Here is a 26,954-nt window from a genome sequence, read left to right on the forward strand (position 1 = left end):
GCACAGCGAGCAGCCGGGGTTCGCCTGCGCGCGCACCGGCGCGCGGCGAGTCGAGGCCGCCGTCTACCGGCTGGCCAGCATCGGGTAAAGCACGCCGGCCGTGCGCCCCCAGACCCACGCGCGCTCGTCGTCGCTCAGGCTCGCAAAGCAGGCGTGGCCCTGCTCGACCAGCTTCTTCAACGGCCCCGCCGAGGCCGGATAGTTCGAGCCGAAGGCGAGGTGATCCGCGCCGAACACCCTGGCGAGCTGCGGGAAAAACGCCTGCGCGCCGCCCGGCGCCGCCTGCGCGAGATCGAAGGTGCGCGGCGTGATCTTCATGTAGACGTTCTCGAACCGCGCGAGCGCGAACAGGTCCGCGCAGCCGGCGTAGGGCGGGCCGTCGTCGAGCGCCGGGCGCGCGCAGTGATCGAGGACGATCTTCACCGTCGGGAAGCGCCCGGCCAGTTCCGCGACCATCGCGAGACCGCTCGGCGTCGTCTGGACCGCCATCGTCATGCCGATTTCCGCGCAGCGCGCCCAGATCGGGAAGGTGGCCGGATTGACGAGCCAGCTGCCGTCGCCCTGATGCGTCGCGCCGCCGGTGAACAGGCGGATGCCGCCCATCCCGCGCGCGAGCCAGTGGTCGAAGGTCTTCAATGCATCGGCGGCCAGCAGGTCGAACGAATAGACCCCGGTGAACCGCTTCGGCTGCTGCGCGACGCAATCCGCGACGTACGCGTTGTTGTGGCCATAGGTGGTCGACGAGTGGACGATCGCCGCCTTCGCGACGCCCGCCTCGTCCATCTCCGCGATCATCTGCTCGAACGTGACCGGACGCGTCGCGGACCAGTTCGAGCGATGCCCGTGCTGCGGAGCGATCGGATAGCGAACCGTATCGGTCGAAATGATGTGCGGGTGAATATCGATGATGTCTGGCGTCATGATGAGGAGACCTCGGGATGATGGGCTGCCGCTCGCCCGCGCTCGGGCTGCGGTCATTCAGCGCCGAAGACGAGCCGGCGTGCGCGCTCGATCTCCGGCTTCGGGGTGGCATATAGCGTGTTGACGATCTGCTCGACCGCGGCGCCGTCGATCGGATCGACCGGGAAGCCTTCCTGATTCATCGCCGCGATAAACCCGGGGTCCGCGACCGTCTTCGCGAAAGCCGTGCGCAGCGCGTCCAGCCGCTCCTCGGGCACTCCCGCCGGCACCGCGACGGGCCGTCCCGCCTGAAACGGCAACAGGAACAGGTTCAGCAGCGCTTTCACGCGCGGCTGCGTCACGTACGCACTCAGGTCCGGTACATCGGGATAGCCCGGCTGCTGTTTCCAGCCGAGCTGCAACAGCACGTGCATCTTGCCGTCCTTGAGCATGTGCGCGGGCGCGCCTTCGCGCAGCCCGTCGAGGGTCGAGGCCCAGCCGTCGACCTCGCCGCGCTGCATCGCCAGGTACACTTCGCCGCGGCCGGTATAACCGGGCACGATCTTCATCTTCATGCCGAGATACGTGTCGAGCAGCGCGGGCAGCGTGCGGTCCTCGTTCGAGAAGCCGGTCGCGCCGACATAGAACGTCTTGTGGAAGAGATCGTCGGCGCGCGTCACGCCGGAGCGCGTCATCCCGACCAGGCAGTAGTCGACCTTGCTAAGGCTGCCGAGCCACTTCACCTTCCGGGGATCGAAGCTGTGCTGCCGCGGATCGAGCAACGGCATATAGAGGTTATTGCGCTGCAGGAAGCCGATCACGGTGCCGTCATCGGGCTGGCTCGACTGCAGCGACGCAGCCGCGACCACGCCCCCCGCGCCGACCACGTTCATCACGATCGCATCCGGGTGACCCGGGACGTACTTCACGAAGAACCGCGCAAACTGGCGGGCCAGCGTATCGGTCGGCGTGCCCGCATCGGCGCTGACGATCAGCGTAATGTTCCTGCCGCGATAGAACTGCCCGACCGTCTCGCCCCGCACGGGTCCGGGGAAGGCCGCGGCGACCATGCCGAGCAACGCTGCACAGGCGCAAAGTGCGCTCCTGTAGTTCATGGCCGTCGTGTCTCCTGTCATCATCCGCGATCGGCTATCGCGCGAGGCCGAAGACCGTCGCTGTCCCGTGAGGGGATCGCGGTGTCTCCGTCTGTTTGTTGAGTGAATGCAGGCAGATTGTGCCAGCGCGTAAAACCCGGTCAATTGAGAAAAGCTGCGTCAGGCTTGAGCAAACCGTTAAGGCCCGGGAAAGCGCCTGCGCCTGCGCCTGCGGGTGCGGGTGCGGGTGCGGGTGCGGGTGCGGGTGCGGGTGCGGGTGCGGGTGCGGGTGCGGGTGCGGCTGCGGCTGCGGCTGCGGACAGGCCTGCACGCAGTGGGTACGCGCCGTCGCGTTCCTCCGCTTCCCCGCCTTCGCGTTTGATCGCTTCTGCGCCTTCGCGCTTCACCCTTGCCGCGCCTGCGCGGACCCGCCCGGCCGCTTTGAGCGGCCCGCGCCCGCAACGCTCCCCGCCGCCGCGCGTGCCGCTGCGGCGGGCCCGTCCTGCAGGCATTGCGCGGCCTCTTCGAGGCACGCAATCATCAGCTGCGCACTGGGGGTGAGGCCCCGGTTGCGATTCCACAGCACGCCGGCCGGACGCAGCAGACGCGGCAGACTTAACGGAAGCGTATAGAGCGGCTGCGAGGTATCGTGCGCGGGGGTGCCCGCCATCACCGCGATGAAGTCCGAGACCTGCAATTGCGCACGCGCCACGTGCACCGACAGCGTCTCGATGTAGTTGTTCGTCAACGGCACGTCGTGCGCCTCCAGGGTCCGCTCCAGCGGATCGCGCAGGATCGAGCCCGGCGGCGGCAGGATCCACGGGTACGGACGCAGGTCCGACCACGCGAGCGTCTTGCGGCGCGCCAGCGGATGATGCCGCCCTGTCGTCAGCGTCACCGGCTCTTCGAGCAGTTCCTTCTCCTCGAAGCTGCCGAGCGTGTCGGGCGGCGGCAGACGCCCCACCACCAGATCGAGATGGCCCTGCCAGAGCTCCGGCAACAGCAATGCGGTCGTCCCTTCGGTGACCATCACGTTGGTGCCCGGCGAGCGCGCCTTCAGCAGGCTCAGCGCCTGCGCAAGCAGCGCCGACGCCGAAGCGGGCAGCATGCCGATGTGCACCTTGCCTTCGGTGCCGGAACTCAGTGCCTTCAGTTCGTCGCGCGCCTGATGCAGGATCGCCAGCATGGCCCGCGCATGGCGAATGAGGCAATCGCCGTGCGGCGTGGGCACCACGCCCTGCGCGGTGCGCGAGAAGAGCGTGAGCCCGAGTCCGCGTTCGAGTTCGGCAAGCGACTTCGAGACGGCGGGCACCGTCACGTGCGTGATGTCGGCCACCTGGGTCAGGTTGCGGTACGTGTCGATCGCGACCAGCAGGCGCAGATGCCGTGCCTTCAGATTGATCTGCAGGTACCAGTCAAGTTCTGACATGTCGTGTACTCCACCGGCTTGACCCGCTTGTCAAGCGCGACGTGATTTTTCTCAATCGACAGCCGGGCCATGCGCAGGCAAGCGCCGGACAGGCACGCCGGCTCGCGCGGCGCGACCGGCGCCGCGGCTCGCAGGGTCTCCGTCTGCCGGGGGATGGGCGTGTTGAGGTAAGGCGCGCTCATTGTGCCAGCGCGATATCGCGCGTCGATTGAGAAAAACCGCTGTCTGGTTGAGCAGATGGTTAAGCCGCGTTCACTTCGCGCGGGACCGCCCGGCGCGCGACGGCGTGCCGAGCCCCGCCTGCAGATGCTGCGCGGCCTCTTCGAGGCACGCGACCATCAGCCGCGCACTGGGCGTGAGGCCCCGGTTGCGATTCCACAGCACGCCGGCCGGACGCAGCAGCCGCGGCAGACTTAACGGAAGCGTATGAAGCGGCTGCGATGCGTCGTTGGCGGATGCGCCGGCCATCACCGCGATGAAGTCCGAGACCTGCAGCTGCGCGCGCGCCACGTGCACCGAGAGCGTCTCGATGTAGTTGCTGGCGAGCGGCACGTCGTTGGCTTCGAGCGCGCGCTCCAGCGGATCGCGCAGGATCGAGCCCGGCGGCGGCAGGATCCATGGGTACGGGCGCAGGTCCGACCACGCGAGCGTCTTGCGGCGCGCCAGCGGATGATGGCGGCCGGTCACCAGCACCACCGGCTCCTCGAGCAGTTCCTTCTCCTCGAAGCTGCCGAGCGTATCCGGGGCCGGGAGCCGGCCCACGACGAGATCGAGGTGCCCCTGCCAGAGCTCCGGCAACAGCAATGCGGTCGTCCCTTCGGTGACCATCACGTTGGTGCCCGGCGAGCGCGCCTTCAGCAGGCTCAGCGCGCGCGGCAGCAGCGCGGAAGCCGAAGCGGGCAGCATGCCGACGTGCACCTTGCCTTCGGTGCCGGAACTGAGCGCCTTCAGTTCGTCGCGCGCCTGATGCAGGATCGCCAGCATCGCGCGCGCGTGGCGCACGAGGCAATCGCCATACGGCGTGGGCATCAGCCCTTGCGCGGTGCGCGAGAAAAGCGTGAGCCCGAGGCCGCGTTCGAGCTCGGCGAGCGACTTCGATACCGCGGGCACCGTGACGTGCGTCACGTCAGCGACCTGCGTGAGATTGCGGTACGTGTCGATCGCGACCAGCAGGCGCAAATGCCGCGCCTTCAGGTTGATCTGCAGATACCAGTCGACTTCCGACACCTGATCCACTCCATCGGCTTTACCGTTTCGTTAAGTATAGGACCATTTTTCTCAATCGACCGGACGCGCCCGCGCGGGCAAGATGCCGCTGCGCGCACGTCCGTTGCGCGCACCACCTTCGCACCGGCCTGTCCGGCCCATGGAGACTGCCGATGCTTCCGACGTTCACCCGCCGACGCTTCTTGCGCGACACCGGGCTTCTCGCCCTGAATCTCGCCGCCGGCGGACTGGCCGCGCCGCACGTCGCGCGCGCGGCATCGACCGCCATCACGATCGTCAGCAACCCCGGCCTCGAAAACGCGACGCTGAACGCATTGATGGAGCAGCAAGGCTATTTCAGGCGATTCGGCGTCCGTGCGCGGATCGTCGAGGCACCCGGCGTCGCGGGCCCCTTCGACGCGATTGCGAGCGGCGCCGCGGACGTCTGCATGGTGTCCGGTTACGACGGAGTGCTCTCGCGCATCGCGCAGGGCGCCCACGTCAGGATCGTCGGCGCCGGCATGAAGAAGTGCGCGCTGACGGTCTTTGCGCGGCCCGGCGCGGCGAGCACGCTCGCCGCGCTAGCGGGCAGGACGGTGGCGGTCGGTCCCCGCCGCGGCCTGCTGCATACGTTGATGCTGCAACTGATGAAGGTGAAGGGCATCGACGCCGCGCGGATCCGCTTCGTCGACCGGGGAAGCAACGAGCAGTGCTACGAAGCGGTCGTCAACGGCGAAGCGGATGCCTGCTGCGCGAGCATCTCGCACCGGTACGACGACAATGGACTTGTCGCGATCCGCGAGGGCAACTTGTGGCAGGCGCTGCCGGGATGCACGTTCCAGACCGCCTACGCATCCGGTGCGGCGCTCGCGGACAGGCACGATGCGCTTGTCGCCGTGATGGCCGCCTACGGTGCGCTCTACGATTACCTGATGTCGCCGGCCTCGCACGATGCATTCTTCGATGCGCGCCGGCATGCGCAGAAGCGGTTCGACCCGGCCTCGGCGCAGGCGATCTGGGATTTCAACCAGACGCAGCGCCCCTATTCGAAGGATCTTTCGCTGAGCGACCGCGATATCGCGTATCTGCAGGACATGTTCATCGGCTTCGGCGATCTGACGCGCAGGCAGCCGGTTGCCGCCGTCGCCGACATGTCGGCTGCGCATGCCGCGGCGCGACGGCTCGGCTGAGCCGCGCGCCGCGCGTGTCAGAACAGATGCCGGATCCCCGCGATCACGGACAGCTGCGCGCCGCCGGGCGGCGGATCCGCGACCGGCGACATCGTACTCGCCGAAAGCGCGAGCTTGCCGCCATTCTTGATGTGATCGGCAGTCAGATAGATCGAGGTGCGCTTGGACAGGAAGTACTGGCCGCGCAACACGAGCACCATCGCCTTGTTCGGCGATCCGTCGTACTTCAGTTGCGCCGCCATGCCGTCGATGTAGAGGAACGGCGTCACCGGCACCACGCCCGAGAGCCACACCAGGTTGCTCTTCGGCGTGGCGATGCCTTCGTCGTCGCGCCGGATCCAGCCCAGGCCGAAGCGCGAGCCGCGCACGTTGACATAGCCGCCGAGGATGAAGCGGCTGTCCGTGAGCTTCGGCGACGTGAGGCCGCCATAAGTGGCCGACGTGCCGCCGTAATCCCGCTCGTAGGCCGACGTCAGGCCCCAGTTCGACGCTTCGTACTTGAGCATCGCCGAATACTCCCGGCATTCGGTCGACGGCGTCGTTTCGCCGGGGCAGTTGCTGGCGGCGACGTTCGGCGGGTCGCCGTCGACCGCGTCGCGGCCGAAGCTCCAGTTCACGCCGGCATCGATGCCGGCCTTCTGAAAGCGATAGCTGATCGCATTATCGGCGCGCGCATCGGCCACCCCGTTGTCCAGCGTGGTGATGCCTTGCGCACCGGTGCCGAACGGATTGATCGGCGATGTCGCAAAGAAGCGCATCGTGTACTGCCGCCCTAAAGTCAGGCGTCCGTATTTTCCATCGAGGCCGACATAGGCCTGGCGCCCGAACAGACGCCCGCCCTGGCTCGACGTGCCGTTGTTCGGCGCAAAGCCGCCTTGCAGGTCGAATATCGCGCTCGTCCCGCCGCCCAGATCCTCGCGGCCGCGGATGCCGAAGTAGGACGTGGCCGTCCCCGCACCCACCTTGAAATTGCTGGTGGTCGTTTTGCCCACGGCCACGTTGTTGAGGTATTGCACGCCTTCATCGATCAGGCCATAGAGCGTGACGGAACTCCCGCCTCCCTGACCCGCGGCGGCCGCGCTGTCGCTATCCGCATGCGCCCAGACGGGTGTCATGCCGATCAGCGCGGCGCACGCGCATTGTGCGGTCTTGTAGTACATAGCCGTACCTGTCTCCTGATAGTAGTAGTCCGCGATTCACCGGTTCAGCGAGCCGTCAGCACGCGCAACCCGGGATAGACCGCGTTGTTTTCGTTTCTTTGTAACGCACTGAAATTCTGCCAGCGCGACGCGGCAGGTCTATTGAGAAAAATAGCGTGGGATATGAGCGAACGGTTAAGCGTCGCGTGCCAGCGCAGACGCGTCACGCGGGCGAACCGTGCAGCGCGATGCGTCGCTGCGATGGCGGGGCGACCGGCGACGCGCAGGGTGCGCAGGGTGCTCGGGGTGCACCGGATGCGATGGACGACGCGCGCGTGAGGTCCATCGGGCTGTTGATTGCGCTGCGCGCGAGGCTCGGGTGCGCGCGCGGAAGGCGGAAGGGGACAGGACTGCGGCAAAGCACCGCGAAGGGCGGCATCGGCCCAGCACGTCGCGTGAGTACCCACGGCCGGCGCCGCTACGCGATGGACGCGTAGCGACGTCGGCCGGACACGCTTACTGCACGATCGTCGCGTCCTTCATCAGGCCGCCCGTGAAGTGCGCCGCCGCCTTTTCGAGTGCGAGCGCCTGCAGTTGCTGGCGGATCGCTGCCTGCGCCTGATCGAATGCCGGAATCTGCGTCGCGCGCTTCGCGTCGAGCTTCACGATCGCGCGCGGACCGTTCGCGCCCGCGCCCAGCGCGATCGGGTCCGGCGTGACGCCGCCGACCGGCAGCGCGGTCAGCGCCTGCGCCACCGACACCGGCAAGCCCTGCGTCTCGCCTTGCGTGACCGGCGTCTTGAAGCTCACCCACGACATCGCGCCGCCCTGCGCCGCGCTCGGCACCTTGCTGTACTGGCGCGCGAGGCTGCCGAACGGCTGCCCCGCTTTCAGCTGCGCGAGCACCACGGTCGCGGTCGCCGCATCCGGCACGACGATCACGCTCGGCTTGTACTCCACCTTGCCGAGCGACGCGACGATCTGGTCGTAGCGCGCCTTCACCTGCGCATCCGTGACCGGCTCGGGACGAATGTGATCCTTCAGGTAAAGCTGCGTTTCGGCCGCCGCCTTCGCAGCGTTCATCGCCTGCACGACCTCGGGCTTCGTGCCGTATCCCGCCTTCTCGGCGCTCTGGCGGAACAGCTCGCGCGCGATCAGTTGCTGGCGCAACGCGGCGCGCAGTTGCGGCGTGTCGGGCTGATGGCCGGTCGCCATCGCGACGTGCACGGCCTCGTCCAGTTGCGTCTGCGGGATCGGCGTGCCGTTGACGATGGCCACCACGCCCACCGGCAACGGCTGTGCCGCGGGCGTGGCCGCATGCGCGGCGACGGCGCACAGCGAAGCGAAGGCACAGGCCGTCATCACGCGAATCAGGGTAGGGTTTTTCATGCATTCCTCGACGTTTTACTGCATTCAAAACACGCGCATCGACGATGCGCCACATCACCACGCCCCCGCTCGGCGCAAGCGAGCGCGGGCCGCTACGGTATCAATCGTTCCAGTTTAGCGTGGCGAGCACCAGCGTCCCCTTCGGTCCGAGCGCGGCGGGCCGCGCAAGCTGACGGCCCGCCGTCACCTCCGCCGACAGCAGTTGGCCGTGCCACTGCCACTGCACCCGCACGCCCGCGCCCGCACCCGCGAGCGTCGGAAAGCCCGGCACCGCGATCAGGTTGGCCTTGCCGGCGTCCAGAAACACATACGGCTCGATGCGGCTGTCGCGCCACGACGGCGCATTCACCCACGCGAGTTCGTTGCGCGACCAGATGCCCCGGTCGCCGACCAGATCGCCCGAACGGAAGCCGCGGATCGTATCCATGCCGCCGAGATAGAGCTGCTCGGAACCGAACAATGCCACATCCGTCCATTGCCCGCCCAGCGCGCCCCGATACGCGAGCTGCAGCCGGCCGAGCTTCGGCAGCGGCAGCGCGTAGGTGCCGGTCGCGTCGAGCTTCGTGAACTGGCTGTGCGCGTCCGCCTCGTCGATGTCCGGCGCGTCGTGATCGGCCTCGAACCACGGCAGTCCGCGCGATACGCCCGCATCGAGCGTCACGTTGGCTGCGGCGTCGTTCATCGCGAACTTGTGCAGCCAGTTGCCGCCGACGCGCAGCACCGCGATGTGCTGCGGATCGAGATCGATGCCGTTGACGACCCGGTCGGTGCGCCGCCACGACAGCGTCGCGTCCACGTTCACGATGTCCGCGAGCGTGCGGTCGAGCGTCTCGCTCCAGCCGAAGATGTGCGACAGCGTGCGGCCGTACAGCAGCGCGGTCGTGCCGATCAGCTGCTGGTACTCGGAGTCCGACACCGTGTAGCTGAACGTGTGGCGACCGAAGGGCACCGCGAACGAGCCGACCAGCGCATTGCTGTCGAGGCTGTCGATGTAGTTCACGCTCAGCGATTCCTGCAGGCCCAGCAGATTGTCCGCCTCGATGCCGGCCCGATAGCGCGTGAGGCCGGTCGCCGTGCTGCCGTAGTTGTCGACGCCGAGCGAGTAGTAGAGCGCATTGCCAGGCTTGTTCACGACGTCCACGATCGAATCGCCGGGGGTCTGCCCCGGCAGGATCTGCACCTCCGCCTGGTTGCGCCGCAGCCGGTTGATCTGCGCGGCGCCTTCGTCGAGATCGGCGAGACGCAGCGGATCGCCGGGGGCGGCCGGAAACGCGTTCTCGTAGCCGGCGTCGGTGAGCCATCCGCTGCCGGCCGATCGCTCGCCGGGCTTCAGCCGCGCGATCGGCTTGCCGTTGACGGTGTAACGCTCGATCCGGCCAGGCTGGATCGTCACGGTCAGCGTGCCCGATTCGAGGTTCTGCGGCCCCAGCACTGCGCGCGTCGTCACATAACCGGCCTGGATGAACGCGTCGGACAGCCATTTGAGCAGCACATTGATCCGGTGCGAACCGAGCCGGTGCCCGACGAACGGCTCGACGATCGCGTCGAGCGTCGGGCGCGACACGCCGCGCAGCGGCACGAACGGCTTTCCGCCGGGGCTGACGAGCACGATCTTGCCGACGCGAAACGTCGGCCCGCTCTCGACGATCCGGTCCACCGGCGTGCCGGGCGCAATCGCGAGCGTCGTGCCGGACGTACCCGGCGCGCCATACACCGACGCGGGCGCCTGCTGGAGCGCGCGCTGCCGTGCCTGTGCGCGCTGTTGCTCGATGAACTGCTGCGCCGGATCCTGAACCGGGCGCACCGGTTGCAGCGCCGGTGCGGGCGGAGGCGGCGGCGGCGCGGTCTGCGCCCACGCGCCGGCGGTGCTCAACGCCGCCAGCACCGACAGCGGGCAAATCAGCCGGACGTGCGGCCGGCGGGTACGGTGCATCCTGCCTGCATGGCCCAACGCGATCACCTCCACCACCACGTCGTCAGCCCGAGGTGCTGGCCGATCTGCACCGGCGTCGTCGTCGGCACCCGCAGCGTGGTCGTTGTGCCCGCAACCGTCGTGCCATTGCCGCCCGACAGATAGCCGCCGTCGATCACCGCGTCGCCGGTCAGCGAGACGCTGCCGTCGGCCGTGAAGCCGCCGCCGACGTCGGATGCGATCAGCTCGGCCCACGTGCTGCCGAAGAAGGCCTTGAAACCGTGCGGCTGGTTGATCGCCGAATAACCGGTCACGCCCGTTGCATACGTGACGGGCGCATCGACGCTCAGATTGCCGGTGGCGTAAACGTTGCCGCCGATGTTGCTTGCCGTCGTGCCCGCGTGAATCGCGATATCGCCGCCCGCCTGGATCGTGCCGCCATAGGGCGTCACGGTGCTCGACGCGCTTGCATGACAGAAGATCCAGCACGTGCGCGCATAGCTCGCCTCGCCTGCGAACACGGCGGCATTCTGGAATGCCTCGCTGGCCTCGATCGTGATGTTGCCGGCGTCCGCGTCAATGATGCCGCCCGAGTTCGTCACGTTGCGCGCCGAGATCGACAGTGCGCCTTGCGTCGCGTCGATATAGGCAAGCTGGGTCGGCTCGGTGACCGTTCCGTAGTCGACGTTCACGCCGCTCGTCGCGTGCGTGAAGAACAGGAAGCTGCCGCCCTGGTTCGAATACGCGACCGGCGCGCCGTTCTCGACGCCGCCCGTATGATCGATCACGTTCGACAGGTCGCCCTGCGCGCTCAGCGAGATGCCCTGGTTCGAAAGAATCCGCGCGTTGTCGTTCGTGATGTTGCCCTGCGCGGTCAGCGTGGCCGTCCCGTTGGCGGCGAACAGGATGCCGAGATTCGCGGCGCTCGAATCGTTCGTGATGTTGCCCGCTGCGCTCAGGGTCAGGTTGCCGCCTTGCGCGGTGCCGTCGCTCTGGATCGTGCCGGCCTGGATCACGCTGCCGGTGTTCGCGATGTCGCCGGTACTGGTCAGGCTGACGGCGCCGCTCTGCGCGGCCAGTTCGGCGGGTCCAGTCGCGTCGTCGCCGAGGCCGATGCCGTTCGCGTCGACCGTGACGTCGTTCGCGGCCAGCACTTGCGTGCCCTGCAGCGACACGCTGCCGGTCGTCGAGATCTGCACGTCGTTCTCGGCCTTGATCGAACCGTCCACGGCCGACACGTCACCCGCAGCCGACACGACGACGTCCCCGGCGCTCGCGTAAAGCTGGCCGAGGCTGTGCACGCCCGCGCCCTGATCGGTGACGATAAGCTGCACGCGGCCGGCCGTGAGGCCGCCCGCCGCGGTGATGTCCACCGCGATGCCCTTGTTCGATGCGCCAGGCGATGTCGAATCGACGAGCCAGTCGTGACTGTTGTCGGACGGCGAGAAGCTCGTGTCATAGGTGTTCGTGCTGCTGCCGACGATTGCGCGAATTCCGCTCGTCGAACTCGTGAACGCGTTGGTGACCGGACCGTTGACGTTCAACTGCTTCGCGATCAGATCGAGGTTGATCAGGGTGCCGGCCAGCCCGCCGGGGCCGACGGTGATCGCACCCTGGCGGGTGGTCAGCACGATATTGCGCTGAAGCACGCCGGGCGCGAGCGTCAGGTCGTCGAAGCTGACCTGACCGGTCGACAGCACCACGTGGCCGGTATTCGTGAAGCTGCCGCCGTCGACCGTGATGCCGTTCGGATTCGCGAGAATCACGTTCGCACGCGACCCGAGCACGTTGATGGGCCCCTCGATCAGCGAAGGATTCGTGCTTGTCACCTGATTGACGATCGTGCGCGCGTTGATGCCGACGTTGTTCAGATCCGCCCCGGCCCCGGACACGTTGAACGACGTATAGGTATTGTTCGACACGCCGCCGACGGCCGGCGCGAGGTTGACGACCTGATGGCCGTTCGACGCGGTCGAGACCGTGGTGGCGGTGGCGCCGTCCGCAACAATGCCCGCCGCCCGAACGCCGGACGCGAGCGCGAACGATGCGAGCGCCACGAGTGCGGATAACGACGGATGCCGGCGTGATTGCGCAGCGCTGCGCCGTGCCGCCGAACCGGACTGCAAGGCGCGCACGACCGGCATGCCCCGTACCAACGTTGTTCTGATTGTCATGGTGATCGAAACGGATGATTGCCGCGCGGCTGCGCGGCGTGGCCTCAATGTCGTGACACGTGCTGTGCAGCGTGTCGGATTTCCCCGTTATCCGGTGTCGTTAAACAGAAAAAGGACTTGTGTGCAGGCATTGCGTCGTGCGGTGCAAGCCGGGCCACGCAACGCGCTTTCGTCGCCTCGCCACGTGACAAACGCCGTGCGGGTGGCGGTCGAGCGGTTGACGCGGGCTTGAGCGAACTCAGCAGACGCGCTGGAGACTCCCACAGGATTTCACGTTAGGGGTTCCCGTCCCGACGCCCTTTTATTTCGCATACCTGATGAAAAGTGTTTCCTGCTCTAGAGCGGATGGCTCAGATCGGCGGCCAGTTGTGACGCAATGCTGTTTGCGCCTTCGGTCAGATCGCTCTTGATGTCGGCTGCGGCAACATTCAGTTTGCTGAAGTTGAACGTCTTCCGATATATCGCGTTGCCGGCAGCAAGCGGATTCGTCGCGTCAGGCTTCCTTCTGAACTGCAGCAGGTTTCCGGATTTCGGATACAGGGTGGCGCGCGCAGAAATATAGAGGTTTCCCGATTGCAACTGGTAACCGACGTCGACGAACAGGACGGCGCTGGCCGACGAATTATCGAACACGATCCGCTTTTCCGAATCCGACTCGACGGTATCGACGTCCAGAGGTGCGCTGAACCTGACGTCATGAAGCGTGGAAGCCGCATGGTTGGATGCCTGCTTCATGACGGCCCGGAAGTCGTAACCATGCAGTTGTTCGAGGATTGGGGCGGCCGTTTTCTCTGCCGAGGAGCGCCGCGCTGCGTCGATACCCGCTGCAAGCAGCGCGCCAAGGAGGCCGGTTGCGCCGGGGTTCGTCGGCGTCACGGTCACCAGCAGATCGTTTTGGGGGATGAACAGTTCGCCTCCGACATTTCCAAGCGCATGCTGCTCCTGCGTCGTCAGGGAAATCGGCGGGGTCGTGGCACATCCCGCCAATGCAGCGAGACACAAGGCAACTGAAATTGTTTTTGAATTCATCTTTACAGATCCATTTCTTGTTTGTAATCGGACGGATCGAACCATCCCCGTATTTGTTTTAAATCAGGTGTTATCAGCGGTACCTGCCTGGGATGTTTCGTCGCGTTATTGAACGCTTCGTTCTCCGCTGCGTTCGCCGCGCCCGTCGCATTCTGATCCAGCGGCCCCGCAAGGCCACCACCGGCCCGCATCGCAAGTGCCATCATCGCTGACCGGTCCAAGTCGGGTTGGATATGGGACAACTGTGATGAATTGGTAGGCAAGCTGTTTGCGGCAACAACGTATCAGGATTTTCCTAAATTACAGACCCGGTATCAGCGTAGTGCCGCTTCAGATCTGGCATCGCGGCTTCTCGCAAGATCCCCATTTGATCGGCGGTTGTCAATGAGCCTGTGTTTGTGGCAACAAATTCTTAAGACATCACCAGCCGTTCGCCCTACCAATCGATATCACGCGTTCGGAAACTGCTTCAATGGCGAGAAATCAACCTTCCATATATCAAGCTCGTAGAGATCGCCATGCTCGTCCAAGTTGACGGCAACCATAATTGGTATGCCATCGCTATCGATGAATTCCTTTTCGACCAACTGCACGCCGAGACGGCGAGGCCTCGTATCTGAGGCGCAAAAGCGCAGGCTCCCCATTCCACCATCGTTCATTTCTTCAACTCGGACGTCAGCAAGAGAACCGAGAAGCTCGGCTGCCCGAGGCTTCCCCGTAATTAGCGCAGCTAACAGCGCCCGCTCATCATCTTTCAACGATCTCACAGTGCCCATGTTCATCTCGGTGGCGTAATCCGCCCTACGTTAATCGTGCCATTCGGGAGCTTGTACGCACTGTAGTTGAAGGTCGTCCCATTCACAACGACCGTACCTGTGTACTGTCCCTGAGGCAACGAGGCTCCAATATTGTTGAGGTCACCGGTCACTGCACTTTGAACTGCAGTTGCATCGTAGCCGCCGCCGATCACGTGACGGAAGGTATGGCTGCTCTGATTGTCGTTGGCCCCGAACTGAATGGTTGGATTGCTCTCCGCTGACGTGTCTGTGGCAACACTTCCACCCAGCGCCAAAGTCTTTCCACACTATTTTTTCAACACATGTGTCTCGGCATACAACAGTCGCTTATTTTCTGCCTCGCTCAGATGAATACGGACTGGCTGGAACGCATCAATCACAGCCTCATAATTTTTGGCAGCCCAAGCTGATTCTGCCTTGATTCGTGCCATCTGAAGTTCTCTCTCGATTGCATATTTTTCACACTCCTCATTACGGAAATTGCTAAGCGCCGCAAAAGCATTTTCATCATGATTCAATAGGTCCGTTGCATAGGTTTCCACCAATCTAGCCAATTTTGTGAGGGCGATCGACAAATGGGCTTTATCACTAACCTGAAGTTGCCTCACCCACGCTGAATCTTGGGGCTGATATTTCAGCCGAAGAATCTCTTCGAGATTGAAAGGTCTTTCCATCGCATCACCTAGTGTTCGCTCGCCAATCTCCACTCCAACCTCAAATGATATTGCGTCATCGTAATGAATCGCCAGAAAAACGCGGTCGTTCTGAAATCGGATCAACCGATTATTGAGAACCACACAAATCAAACTGAACTTCGTCACCAGGGCGGAGAAAGCGAGTAAAACGTCGCCTCGAAAGTCTGTCATCTCGACCTCACTCCTTCGAGGGGTGTAGGCACCCGTCGCTGAGTTAAATGTCCACCCCTTGGATTGCAGCAAATTGCGCTCTGCGTTCAAAAAACCGCCAGTCGGGATTTGCTGCCCCGTGGTTGGGTCAATGTACGAATCGTAGATTGGATTACCTTCACTCATCGCTTGTCGCAAGTAACTCGAATTCTGCGCCCAGTTCGCTTGCGCCCCACCTTGATTTGGCAGATACAACATGTAATCACCGCTCGTCCAACCCGATGCGGTGGTCGTCGTGTCCTGCCCCCATTTGAACAGATTTAAGCCTCCGGGCGAACTGTCTGTGGCAACGAACTCATAGGCGCATCACTGCCCCAATCGTCACAACCTCATCGAATTGCGGCCAATCCTCCCGCACGCGAGCGAGCGTCCCTCGAACAAGATCATCCGGAATATAGGCTGGCTGCGGCTCGGGCAACGCGTCAAAGGGGCGCTCCATAAGCGGGTGATCGAGTATTGGGTTTCGCAGACCGGTCAATTCGCGTAAGCGGAACAGGAGCAGGATTTCCAACGGAGTGCGCGGAAAACCCGAACAGTCGTGAAACATTTTTTCACTGTCCCGCATTGAGTCATGGGTATGCCTGTCGCATGCCGCAAGAAGCCAGGGTCTCAATATTTCAGGGTCCGGTTCGCGCCATCGCTCCAGAATTCCTTCATAGACTGGTTCGCTGTATGCAAATGGCGGCCAGACATGGCTAACATCGCCGCGCCACGCTGAGAAAAGGCGCAACATGAACGCGTGGACCCGGCGATGGCGCTCTTCATACGACAACTGCAGCTGATAAGTCCGGTTCAGAGCCGCGTACGTCAGGTAACCGTGGTAAATACCGTCCTCTATGCGTCCGAGCAGGAAAAACATCGCCATCGTTTCTGTCATCAGCTCCCAGTCCATTCTGCGCAAGGGGCGCGCGTGATCCGGGAACAGTACCCGAAACTGGACGTGCCAGAAGAAATCTAGTTGCGCCGCGAACGCGGCGTAACCCAGAGCCTCATTTGCCTGTCGTTCCCAAGGCAAACACTGCAATGCCCGAGCTTCTGCCGTTCTAAGTAGCCGAACGCCAACGCCGCTATATGCGACACCGGGGAGATATTTAACGGTGTTCGTGACGTCGGTTCGCGCGTTATAGGCAATCACTGGCTCGATTGACCACGGCGTCGTATTCTCGATCCATGCAATGACCGACTTTCGACTAGGCCAATTTTTTGCAACACCTATAGCTTCAATGCTGTTGAGTTCGGTCATAGAAATTACTTTGGCAACCAAGGTTGAATTGCAATCTGCGTGGTCCCGGTCGCGCCAGGAGCAGGCACCCCCACCTGAACCTGCACCCCTTTGATCTGATACCCGGAGTCGATAGCGTTCTGGATGCTTTGCGTCAACGCTTGATTACTACTGGGTTGTGCGGCCCACGAGGTTCCACTAGGGTTTGTGGAAAGGTTAAGCCAAGCGTCAAGTTTTGTAGCTGGATCACCTTGTGCAGTGGCGGCGGCGTTCACGCCGTTTTGCGAAGATTTTACCTCAGCTACCCAGATAGTCTGAGTGTTGGGATCGATCGCCACCCCGTCTGCGCCATTGCCACTGTTGTTCTGCAAGGGCGAAAAGGTCAAACCTGTCTCTTGTTCTAGGGTCTGCAAACCCACAGCCTCACCAAGAACTCCGTTCTGCAAACCAGCCGTGTGCGACAGGGAGGAGCCATTCAGCGTTTGGCCGAAAAGACTTTCGACTGATTGGCTACCACCGTTTGTGGCAACAAATCAGCTTGAGATTCCGAACCACGAACCTTACCCGATGGATTTTCAGGGATGTGGTGGCGTTATCCCCAAGCTCGCATCTATCCCACCGCGCCGTGCCTTCTCTACGCACTTGAGCCAGTCTCCCCACGCGGCAGGGTCAGCGGTCGTTCCATCCTCAAGCAAGCTTAAGTCACCCAACATGGAGCCAAGTTCGTCAAATTTCGTGCGCTGATAGAGTTCGACGAGAAATTCAAACATCGAAAGATATGCCTCTTGAAGAGTGAGGCGGTCAGTCTGTATTGTCATTTCGCTCTCGAAAGTCCAGTTGCAGGATTGTATGTTTTCGGCGTCGCGTTCAGCCCGCCGTTCTGAATGACGCCGTTTCGAACGCTTCCCCAGAGTTGCGTGCCGTCGGGCAACGTTTGGGCATACCACTGGTTCCCATACGCGTCTGAACCCAGCAAGTTTTGGGGATTGTTAACCATATTAACCAAGGTTTGCTGGTTCTCTGGAGTATCCGTGAGATGCCCGACATCATCGCGGAAGATATGGGACAGCTGTGATGCATTGGTAGGCAAGCTGTTTGTGGCTCCAGCCGCACCGGCCACCAGTGCCCCACTCCCCACCGTCTGAGCCTCACCGGCCTGCTCTTCGTCGGTCGCTCCGCCGCTTTGCTGCGACGGCTGGATCGTGAACGTGTGCTCGTTGACCTGCTCGGGCTCTTCGCCGCAGTCGTGCCCCAGGCAGTTGTTCAACGTCTCATTCTCTGCCGCCGTGGCCGCCCCGATCGTGTTTTGGCCCAAGGCCGCCGCTGTACCACTGCCCAGCAGCATGGTCATCGCCGTCAGTGCCGCCACCTGGTCGGGCGTCGTGACCCCCTGGCCATCGGTCATCAACGAAGCAAGTTCGTTGGACGTCGCCGCCGACACGGCCCCGCCAATGGCTCCGCCCGCACAACGTCAGGACTTTGGCTTACATCAGAACCCAATGCGCCCTTCGGCTACGGCCTCCGCATAGCTCCGCGCTGCATGTCGATCCTTGTGGAATGCTTCATATTGCGCATCGGTCAGCAAGATCTCCTTCTCGTACTGCGCTGCCCTGCCCATAAGTACAGCCATAATTGGCGCGCCCTCTCTGAAAAACACTCTATACAACCATGGCTCATTAAATTCTTCTTTCACCGTCACTTTGAGCTACCCCCAATCGGACTTTCAATATAGCTACCAGCAGGAACCTGGTTAGTGACCGCTTCCGGAACACCGCCAGACGTGTAACCGCCGGGAATCCACAGACCATTAGCTCCTGGTTCATTGCCCGATGGTATACGGATGCCCACTGAAGATGGACTTGGAATATCAATACGACTAAGAGGTACCCCTTGCCATGCTCCCGATGGAATCCCTAGCGCTTGCTCAATTGCTGATACGTCGCCTCCGCTGGATTGCAGAAGATTATCAAGATACGACGACGGCATGACAAACTGCCCTCCTGGGCGCCCAACAAGATCGCGCCCGTACGTATCGAGTGCGCCTGTCGGAGTTATATACGAGGCACCGTCGCTAAACTGCCCTAAGAGGTCGTCAATAGCGCTTTGAGACATATAGCTCGCCGGATCAGGCCGCGAACCGCTAGGCAAGCTGAGTATCTCGTCGATCTGGCTTTGCGACAAAGTGTTGTTTGCGGCCACGCCAGCCGCAATTGCTGAAGACTCTTCAGCGGCAAACGCACCCTCCGCACCGTCAATTGCTCCTGCCTCTTCCCCCGCCACACCGTCAATGTCTACCGTCGTCGACAGCATCGACATCACATACAGGAACGTCGACGGCCCGCCGATCGAGTTCACAAAGCTCGTGGCCGCGCTCTTGAGCATCTGCGTGCAGGTCTGCGGATGGCCCAAGCAGTTGTTCATCGCCTCGTTCTGCGCTGCAAGCGCGCCGGCCGCGGCGTTCTGCCCGGCCAGTCCGGCCGCCGCCCCTCCGGCGAACGTCGCGAAGGCTGCAATCGCGGCCGCCTCGCCAGTCGTCACGTCTGGATCGCCACCGGTGATTGCGCTGGCAACATACGGCGTTAGCGCCGCGCTAGCCGCTGCCCCAATCGCCCCTCCCGCACACCCCGTACCGAGCGCCGCCGAACTCGCACACCCCAATGCGGCATGGCTCAATACGTAAAGCGGGTTGGTCGGGCCCGCCGTTCCGAGCGTTGGATTGGTCCCGTCAAAGGCAGTGCCGACGTCATATGCGGCCGCAGCGGATACGTCGCTTACCGCACTGTCCTCCAGCGCCCTCAGGAAGCTGCCGCCCTCAATCGCCTCCTGGACACTGGCCTGGATCGTCGCCTCCCCTGCAATCGCCAGCGCCTGCGTCGGTAGCCGCGCCACCGTCGCGGACGCCGTGGACACCACGCTATTCCCCGCGGACGGCTCCACCCCCGCAAGCGCCGCCAGGCTGCTCTGCGACGGCACCGTCGAAAAGCCGAATCCGGAACCGGAGTTGTAGGTAATGCCGTTCAGCAGACCCGCCGTCAACCCGGACACCAGCCCCGTCTCGAATGCAGAACCGAGATTGACGGTGCCGGTCGTCATGAACTGCGTGAGGGAGCTGGACGTCATCGCGGTCAAGCCCACCGACAACGCGAGATTGCCGAGGCCCGCACCGAGCGCACCGGCACCCGAGCCTGCCGCCGCCATCAGCGTCCCCGCTCCGGCCGTCGCACCGGAAAGCGATCCGATCGCGGCCGAAATTTCCGGCTGCAGCGCAATGGCAGCCACCACCGCCGCAGCCATCGCAAACAGTTCCATGCCCAAACCGCCGCTATCGGTGGCCACCATCGCGGTCTGCAAGTCATCGCTGACCGTGGACTGCGCAAACTGCCCGCCAAGCTGGTCCTTGAGACCCGCCAGCATCGCCTGTGTCGCGGCGGCGTTTTCGGTTCCGTCCGCGTTCGTCACGGCGAGCGCGCCGCCGATCTGGTCCAGGCTCTGCACCTGAAGGTCGTAGTTCGCAGCGCTCATGAATCCGCCCTGCTGCACCAAGGTTCCGGTGGTTGCCGCTACTCCGTCGCTCAATTGCTGATAGATCGTCCCGACATTCGTCGACCGCTGCTCGTTGGTCAGCGTGCCGGTATCGACCGTCAGGTTCTGCGCGCTGACCGAGCCCGTATTCAGCACGCTGTCGCTATAGTCCAGCGTGACGTTCGACCCGCTGATCTCCCCATCCGCGTTCACGCTCGCATAGTTCTGCGGCAGCAGCACCTCCGGCACCAGCGCCTGCACGGTCGGGCACGCGCCGTTGCCCGTTGCCGTGCAGCCCGGTTCGGGCACCGTCTCCTGCACATACCAGAGCATCGGCTGATTCACGAGCGCGAGCTGCGCCTGCGAAAGCTGCGTGCCGAGCGCGACGTTATTCTTCTCCGCATACTGCACCGCCGCGCCGTACAGTTCGTCGGTGTCCTGATTGTTGACGGACGTCTGGCTGGCACTGTCCGTCGCGCTCGTCGTGCTGTAGAAGCTGCTCTGCCCGGTCGCCTCCAGCGCCGCCTGCTCGACCTGCTGCGCCTGCGTGTACGGGTCGTAGTAGAACGGCACGTTGCCCGGCTGCAGGTTCGCCGGCAGCGACGCCACCAGCGAGGCCGGCGACAGCGCGTTCACGACCTGCGCGACCGGGTTGTTCGTCAGATACGTGACCGTCACCGACTGGCCCGCCGGCGTCTGCACCGTCGTGCTCCCCGGCGTGCCCGCCGTCGGGACGCTGGGCGCCACCGGCGTGCCCACCGTCTGTACCCCGATCGGCGTGTTCGACGGCAGGCCGGCCGCGCCCGTCACCGAGGTCGGCTGTCCGGACAGCGTGGTCACGCGCCCCGCGCTGTTCACCGTGGTCGTCGCGCCCGGCGGCACCGACGGCGGCCCGAGCAGAATCACCTGCCCCGACTGGGCCGGCGGCGGCGTATAGACGTTCGGGTTCGTCAGCCCATTGACGAGCGTCGCCCCGCTCAGGCTCACGCTCTGGCCGATCACGTTGCCCGTATTCGCGAGCGTCGGCGAATGCACGGACAGCGCGTTGCCCGCCTGGATCGTGCCCGCCACGAAGTCCGGCAGACCCACCGCATCCGGCAGACCGGCCGGGTCCTGCGGCGCGCTCGCACTGTAATCGCCGCCATACAGTTGCGCGCACAACGTCGTATCGTTCGCGCAGCCCCACGTTGCATACTGCGTGCCGTAGTGCGTAAAGCCGCTGCTCCAGTACGCGTACAGGTACTGGTTGTTGTTCGATGCACTGCTGCCCGCGTCGATGGCGACACTGTTCAGCGCAGTGACGAGGCTCCCCGTATTGCTGAAGGCACTGGCCGTCAGGTTGACGTCGTGGTTCGCCGTGATCGTGCCGGGGTTCGCCGACTGCACGTCGACGTACGCCTCGCAGTTGTTCGTGCAACCGGTGTACGGCGTCGCGCTGCCGTAGTTCTGGTGGACCTGGACCGGCGCGGCGATGCTGTTGGCCAGCGTCGCCGCATTGATATCCACGTCGTTGCCCGCCTCGATCGCGCCCGACGTGTTCGACACGCTGCCGGCCTGCGTGAGCGCCGCCGGCGTCGTCGACGCGTCGCCGCCCGCGCTGCCGGCGCCGCCGATCACGACGTTGCGTCCGGCGACGAGGTTGCCGTACGTATTGCTGACCGATCCCGCCGCGATCACGACGTCGTTGCCGGCGGCGACCGTGGCGTTGGTCTGCTGGTAGCTATACGTCTGCGAGTTCGGGTTCGTCGTCGACAGCGACGCGCACCCCGCGCTGAAGCCCGAGGCACAGCCGGCGGTCGTCGTCATCGTGCCGGTGTTCACGCCCTGGTTCGTGAAGCTCGATGCGGCAATGTTCACGTCGTTGCCGGCCAGCAGCGCACCGGCGTTCGTCAGGTTGCCGCCCGACAGGTTCAGGTTGTGGCCGGCGACGATCTGGCCGGTCGTGCCCTGAACGGTGACCGAGGACGATACCGACTGCACCGTCACCGCGCCGGGCGAGTCGAACGTGAACGAGGTCGGCCCCGTCGCCGGTCCTACCGCGCAGTCATTCTGCGCGTCGCACCCGTAAGTCCCGCCCGCATTGCCGCTGCCCCACACGGACACGCCGCCGGCTTGCTGCATCGCCAGCAGGCCGTTCATGAAGGCGGTGAGCGAGGCCCGGTCGACCGTATCGGTCACGGTGGAAGTCGCCGCCGTTCCGCCGTTCGACAGCGACTGCACGTTCACGGTGGCGTCGTGACCGGCGCTGATGGTGCCGCTCTGGTTGTTCAGGCTGTTCGCGCTCAGGCTCAGGTCGTTGCCGGCCGCGATCACGGAACTGCCGGCCGCGGCACCCGTCGTCGTCGTGGTTTCGGTGACGGTCGGCACGGTCAGCGTAGTGACCGGATACACGGTGCCATCGCCGTCACTGGTCGGCACCGAGCCGCCCTGCACGTACCACAGGTCGGCGGTCTGCGGGGTATTGGAGTCGCCGGTGTAACCGACCACGGTGGGCACCTGCACGAACTGCACCGTGCCGGACGTTGCAACGGGCGCGGACTGCGGACCCGCAACGCCGATATCGCCCACCCCGAGATCCGTATCGCCGACGCCGTCGGACCATCCCGAGGTCAGGCTCGGCACGATGCCCGTCACGGACAGCACGCCGCCCAGCGTGGCAGGTACCGTGGTCGAGACGTTGGTCAGATAGCCGCCGTCCGCGCCGATATCCAGAATCCCGTTCACCGTTTCCGTGCCGATCACCGTCGACATCAGCAGCGGCGTATTGACGACCGTCGTGGTGGTGGTGGTCGTCGTCGTCCCCGACGCCGCCGAATTGTCCACACTCCCGGCCGTCACCGTCAGATTGTTCGTCGCCGACAGCGTCCCGCCGGCGTTCGTCAGCGCGCCGCTCAGGGTAAGCGTCGCGTTGCCGCTGCCGGACGCGCCGTCGCCCGCCTTCGTCGTGCCGCCCGTGTTGTCGTAGCTCGACCCGCTGATCGTCAGCGCGTTCAGCGCCTCCACCGTGCCCGCGTTGGTGCCGGCGCCGTTGAGCGTGAACGCGTCGTTCGCGGTCACCGTCGCGCCGGCCTGGTTCGCGAGCGAGCCGTTGATCGTCAGGTCGTCGGCGCCGATCGTGCCGCCGTTGGTCACGGCGCCGTTCAACGTCAGCGTGCCGCTGCCCTGCGTGATCGTCCCCGTGTTGCCGATGCCCGCGCTCGCCGACACCGAAACCGCCGTCCCCGGCAAGGTCCACGTGCCGCTGTTGGCGAGGCTCTGCACGGACAGGTTCAGTCCGTTGCCGCCGTTGACCGTCCCATAGCGGCTCGCCGACGGATCGAGCGCCTGGTTCGGCAGGTTCAGCGTCGCGATGTTCTGCGCGAGAATCTGGCCCGCGGCATTGTTGAACGAGCCGTTGCCGCCGGTCACCGTGACGCTCGCATTGCCCGTCGCCGCGGCCGGGTTGTTCACGTCGCCCGCGAAGATCAGCCCGTTCGCGTTGTTCAGGCTGTTCGTTGTGAGCGCAAGCGTGTTCGTCGCCAGCAGACTGCCTGCGTTCGTCGTGCCGCCCGCGATCGTGAGATCCGCGCTCGGTGCGTAGATCGTGCCGGTGTTGTCCAGATTCGCGGCCGTGACGCTCAGCGTCTGCAGCGACGACAGGCTGCCGGCGTTCGTCACCGTCGAGCCCGATACCGTCAGGCCGCCGGACGCCATCTGCGCGCCGACGTTGTGCACCGTGCCGCCCGCGAGCGTCGCGCCGGCCTGGTAGGCTGCGGTTCCGCCCGTCGTGAGGCTCGTCGTGCCGGTCGCGCTATAGGCGCCGCCGATCACCGCGTTGGCCGTCGTCACGTTCGCGCCCTGCAGCGTCGCGTTGCCGGTCACGGAGAGCGACGGCGCGCTTGCGCTGAACGCCGCATCCAGTTGCCCTGCCGACGTATCGAGGTCGTTCGTCGCGGTCGCGCTCAGGTTGCCGCCCACCGCCAGCCCCTGCGTCGTGATGTCGGCCGCGCGCAGCGTCGCGTTCTGCGACGCAGTGGTCTGCGCGTTCAGCGTCAGGTTCTGGCCCGCGGCAAGCGTCATGTCGCCGGATGCCGACATCGTCCCGGAAGCGGTGAGGCTGCCGCTCGTCGCGCTCACGTCCAGATCGCCGAGACTCTGGACGTTGCCCTGCGCCTCGACGTCGGTGGCGGCCGCAATCGTTGTCGTGCCGCCCGATAACGCGGCGCCCGTCAACGTCACGCTGCCGCTCGTCGCGCTCAGCGTGCTCGTGCCGACCGCCGTCGTCGCGCCGAGCGACAGCGCGTTGCCGGCCGTGACACCGAGGTTGTTGCCGGTCTGGATGGCGCCGCTGACTGCGATGTCGTTGCCGGCCGCGAGCGTCGTATTGTTCGCGACGTCGAGCGCACCCGTGCCGTTGATGTCGCGGCCCGCCGTCACGCTCGCGTTGCCGGTGCCGTCCGCTTCGAGCGCACCGTTCAGGTTGGCGTCGCGGCCGGCGGCGATCGTCGTGTCCGTGCCGCTGTGCACGCTGCCGGAGACGGTCGCATCCTGTCCCGCCGACACGCTGACCGAGCCGGGGCTCGACACCGCGCCCGCCAGCGTGACGCTGCCCGCGGCCGAACCGATCTGCGCGTTGCCGCCGCTGTAGACCGTGCCGCCCAGGTTCACGCCCTGCTGCCCGGTCGCGCTGAACGCGCCGAGCGCCGTGATCTGGCCCGTGGTCGCGAGCGTGTTGCCGGCCGCGAGCGTCATGTCGCCGACCGACGAGGCAAGACCGTCGAGCGTCGCATTGCCGCCCGCGGCGACCGCCAGCGTCGAGCCGCTCGTCACGTTGCCGCCGAGCGTGGTGTCCGCTCCGCTCTGGATCGAAACGGCGCCGGGCGCCGACACCGTGCCGCTCATCGACACCGCGCCGCCCGCGTTCGCGCTCACGCTCGTGCCGGCCGCCACCGCCCCGCCGAGCTGGATCGCCTGCCCGGCCTGCAGGTTCACCGCATCCTGCGCCGCATCGACATCGCCCTGCCCCGTGATCGACCCTGCCTGCGCGGTGATCGAGACCGGACCTTGCGCGCCGGCCGTGCCGCCGATTGCGACGTTCTGCGCGGCGTCGATCGTCAGTGCGCCGTTCGACTGCGCGTTGCCGCTCACGGATGCGCTGCCGCCCTGCGCAGCGATCGTCGTATCGCCGACACCGGACACCGCGCCGTTCACGCTCGCGTTGCCGCCGCCCGTCAGGCTCACCGTGCTGCCGCCCTGCACCGCCCCGTTGACGGTCAGGTCCGCGCCGGCCGTCGCGACAATCGTGCCCGGCGCGGTGAGCGCCGAGCCGACCGTGAGGTCGCCGCTCGTCGCCTGCAGCGCAAGATTCTGGCCCGACACCGAACCCACCGTCATCGCATCGCCTGCGCTCAGCGTCGCGTTGCCGTTCGCTGCGACGGATGCGGCGTTCAGGTTGCCGCCGGCCGTCAGCGTCGCGCCTTGTCCCGCCGACACCGCCCCGCTTGCCGTGATGTCGCCGCCGGCATCGACCGTGTAGTTCTGGTTCGCGAGGCCGGTGCCAGCAATCGCCGTGCTCCCCGCGCTCGTCAGGCTGGCATTCTGGGCCGCATAGGTGCTGCCGACCGCGATGTCGCCGTTCGAACTGACGACCACGTTCCCCGCCGTAGCGGACAGCGGACCCTGCATGTTCGCGCCCAGTCCCGAGGCGTTCTGGACGATGTAGATCTCGCCGCTCGTGATCGACCCGTACTGGCTCGCATCGATCGCCTGGCCGTTCGCGCCAGCGATCGCGGCCGCGTTGTCCGGCAGTCCGTTCGATGCGGTGCTGTACGTGAGGCCGGTCGAATCCGACGCACTCGGCGTGACGCGCTGATTGCCGGTGATGACGTTGACGCGCTGGTTCGAGTACAGCGGCGCATTGATGTCGACGGTCTGGCCGATCAGGTCGAGGTTGCCGACCGTGCCTTCGATGCCCGCGCCGGGCGTGCCGTCGTTGCCGGCGGGCCCGTCGACCGTGATGTTGCCCGAGCTGACGTTGTACGCCACCGCGGCAGCGTTCGCGAAGCCGGTCGCGCTGCCGCCGATGCCGGTCAGGAACTGCGGCGTGCCTGTGGTCAGCGTCAGGTTGGTGACGTTCGTCACGCTCAGGCCGTTGACGGACAAACCGTTCGGCGACGCAATCACGACAGCTGCCGGCGCGCCGAACACTTCGAGTGGCCCGGCAAGCGTCGAGGCCGGGCCGGTTGCGGTGATCTGGTTGATGATCAGCGACGCGCTGCGGCCGCCCAGATCCGGATTGGCGCCGAGCGTGCCGCCGAGCAGCGGCGTGCCTGCCACCGTGCTGTTGTTGAGGACGAGACCGGCCGCGTCGACGTTGAACGACTGGTACTGGTTCATGCTCACGCCGTTGGCATTCGGCGCGGCAATGTCGACGACGGGCACGCCGGTGCTCGTCTGCGTGATGGCCGGCTGGAACGCGAGCGGCGCGCGCGGATCGACGATCGGCGCGGCATGCGCGACCTGGTCGGCAAGAAACACGGCCGGGGCGTAATACATCACGAGCGCCATCACGCATGCGATGACGCGCATCCACAGCGGCCGTGGCGCGGGCGAACACGCCGGGCCCGCGAAACGCCAGACCGCCCAGCCGATACGCCGTGCAGTCTCGCGCTGGGCGACGCGCGCACGCCCGATTAATCCCCGGTGGTGATTCCTTTTCATTATTGCTATTACGCGTTGAGCGCGTTTTTTATCGCCAGCCTGCCCGTGCGCAATGACGCCCATTGCGCAAACGCGGGCTGGATCGTGACCCTGACGGCATGCGAATCCGCTCCGACACGCCGCACATTTTGTGTGCGCGGAACCGGCCACTCCCCCGCGTTGCCGCGGACCCCAGGTGGCCCATACCGCGCTTTCATCTGTTCGGGCCGAACTCTAACAGAATCTTTCCGGATCGACTGTCAATAACCATCAAAGCTTGACTTTCTGATTCAATGCATTTTGAATTTAATAATTACGATATCATTTCAATTCAAATTGAATTGAATCGAATAGTCCGCTTCGGATTA

The 26,954-nt window shown here is 65.0% G+C and carries 18 protein-coding genes; 1 reads left to right on the plus strand and 17 read right to left on the minus strand.

Annotated features, from left to right (window positions below; translation table 11 throughout):
- Window positions 1–63 precede the first annotated feature (63 nt).
- From AC3AP7_RS13765 to AC3AP7_RS13780, 4 genes are all read right to left on the minus strand, one after another.
- On the minus strand, window positions 64–921 hold the full coding sequence (locus AC3AP7_RS13765) for an amidohydrolase family protein (RefSeq protein ID WP_475762091.1): 858 nt from the start codon (window positions 919–921) through the stop codon (window positions 64–66).
- 53 nt (window positions 922–974) lie between these two features.
- The gene (locus tag AC3AP7_RS13770; protein ID WP_475762089.1) at window positions 975–2,015 is read right to left on the minus strand and encodes a hypothetical protein; all 1,041 of its coding nucleotides are present in this window, start codon (window positions 2,013–2,015) and stop codon (window positions 975–977) included.
- Between the two features lie 382 nt (window positions 2,016–2,397).
- The gene (locus AC3AP7_RS13775; RefSeq protein ID WP_475762087.1) at window positions 2,398–3,423 is read right to left on the minus strand and encodes a LysR substrate-binding domain-containing protein; all 1,026 of its coding nucleotides are present in this window, start codon (window positions 3,421–3,423) and stop codon (window positions 2,398–2,400) included.
- Between the two features lie 252 nt (window positions 3,424–3,675).
- On the minus strand, window positions 3,676–4,650 hold the full coding sequence (locus AC3AP7_RS13780) for a LysR substrate-binding domain-containing protein (RefSeq protein WP_487362647.1): 975 nt from the start codon (window positions 4,648–4,650) through the stop codon (window positions 3,676–3,678).
- 152 nt (window positions 4,651–4,802) lie between these two features.
- Here AC3AP7_RS13780 and AC3AP7_RS13785 point away from each other — a divergent pair, with 152 nt between their 5' ends.
- A complete protein-coding gene (locus tag AC3AP7_RS13785) occupies window positions 4,803–5,819 on the plus strand; it encodes an ABC transporter substrate-binding protein (RefSeq protein WP_475762083.1) in 1,017 nt (338 codons plus the stop codon).
- 17 nt (window positions 5,820–5,836) lie between these two features.
- Here AC3AP7_RS13785 and AC3AP7_RS13790 read toward each other — a convergent pair whose 3' ends face one another.
- The 13 genes from AC3AP7_RS13790 to AC3AP7_RS13850 all read right to left on the minus strand — a co-directional run bounded on the left by AC3AP7_RS13790 (window position 5,837) and on the right by AC3AP7_RS13850 (window position 26,475).
- Window positions 5,837–6,979 (minus strand): porin, encoded by a 1,143-nt coding sequence (locus AC3AP7_RS13790; RefSeq protein WP_475762081.1) that lies wholly within the window; start codon window positions 6,977–6,979, stop codon window positions 5,837–5,839.
- Window positions 6,980–7,474: 495 nt separating this feature from the next.
- Window positions 7,475–8,347: a peptidylprolyl isomerase gene (locus tag AC3AP7_RS13795; protein ID WP_475762079.1), complete on the minus strand. Its 873-nt coding sequence runs from the start codon at window positions 8,345–8,347 to the stop codon at window positions 7,475–7,477.
- A 100-nt stretch (window positions 8,348–8,447) separates the two neighbouring features.
- Window positions 8,448–10,280 carry a ShlB/FhaC/HecB family hemolysin secretion/activation protein gene (locus AC3AP7_RS13800; protein WP_475762077.1) on the minus strand — a complete coding sequence of 611 codons (1,833 nt, stop codon included), beginning with the start codon at window positions 10,278–10,280 and terminating at the stop codon, window positions 8,448–8,450.
- A 23-nt stretch (window positions 10,281–10,303) separates the two neighbouring features.
- Window positions 10,304–12,433: a two-partner secretion domain-containing protein gene (locus tag AC3AP7_RS13805; RefSeq protein WP_475762075.1), complete on the minus strand. Its 2,130-nt coding sequence runs from the start codon at window positions 12,431–12,433 to the stop codon at window positions 10,304–10,306.
- 336 nt (window positions 12,434–12,769) lie between these two features.
- On the minus strand, window positions 12,770–13,462 hold the full coding sequence (locus AC3AP7_RS13810; RefSeq protein ID WP_475762073.1) for a hypothetical protein: 693 nt from the start codon (window positions 13,460–13,462) through the stop codon (window positions 12,770–12,772).
- A gap of 2 nt (window positions 13,463–13,464) precedes the next feature.
- A complete protein-coding gene (locus AC3AP7_RS13815; RefSeq protein ID WP_475762071.1) occupies window positions 13,465–13,668 on the minus strand; it encodes a hypothetical protein in 204 nt (67 codons plus the stop codon).
- Between the two features lie 243 nt (window positions 13,669–13,911).
- Window positions 13,912–14,238 carry a DUF6984 family protein gene (locus AC3AP7_RS13820; protein WP_475762069.1) on the minus strand — a complete coding sequence of 109 codons (327 nt, stop codon included), beginning with the start codon at window positions 14,236–14,238 and terminating at the stop codon, window positions 13,912–13,914.
- A gap of 308 nt (window positions 14,239–14,546) precedes the next feature.
- Complete coding sequence (locus AC3AP7_RS13825) at window positions 14,547–15,362, minus strand: hypothetical protein (RefSeq protein ID WP_475762066.1); 816 nt, start codon at window positions 15,360–15,362, stop codon at window positions 14,547–14,549.
- A gap of 97 nt (window positions 15,363–15,459) precedes the next feature.
- Window positions 15,460–16,407 carry a hypothetical protein gene (locus tag AC3AP7_RS13830; protein ID WP_475762064.1) on the minus strand — a complete coding sequence of 316 codons (948 nt, stop codon included), beginning with the start codon at window positions 16,405–16,407 and terminating at the stop codon, window positions 15,460–15,462.
- 5 nt (window positions 16,408–16,412) lie between these two features.
- Window positions 16,413–16,805 (minus strand): hypothetical protein, encoded by a 393-nt coding sequence (locus tag AC3AP7_RS13835; RefSeq protein ID WP_475762062.1) that lies wholly within the window; start codon window positions 16,803–16,805, stop codon window positions 16,413–16,415.
- A 395-nt stretch (window positions 16,806–17,200) separates the two neighbouring features.
- Complete coding sequence (locus AC3AP7_RS13840; RefSeq protein WP_475762060.1) at window positions 17,201–17,791, minus strand: hypothetical protein; 591 nt, start codon at window positions 17,789–17,791, stop codon at window positions 17,201–17,203.
- A gap of 84 nt (window positions 17,792–17,875) precedes the next feature.
- Window positions 17,876–18,079, minus strand: coding sequence for a hypothetical protein (locus AC3AP7_RS13845; RefSeq protein WP_475762058.1), 204 nt, complete (start codon window positions 18,077–18,079; stop codon window positions 17,876–17,878).
- 2 nt (window positions 18,080–18,081) lie between these two features.
- Window positions 18,082–26,475, minus strand: a complete 8,394-nt coding sequence (locus tag AC3AP7_RS13850) for a two-partner secretion domain-containing protein (protein WP_475762056.1) — start codon at window positions 26,473–26,475, stop codon at window positions 18,082–18,084.
- Window positions 26,476–26,954 lie beyond the last annotated feature (479 nt).

This window comes from Paraburkholderia sp. PAMB 6770, from assembly GCF_057748135.1.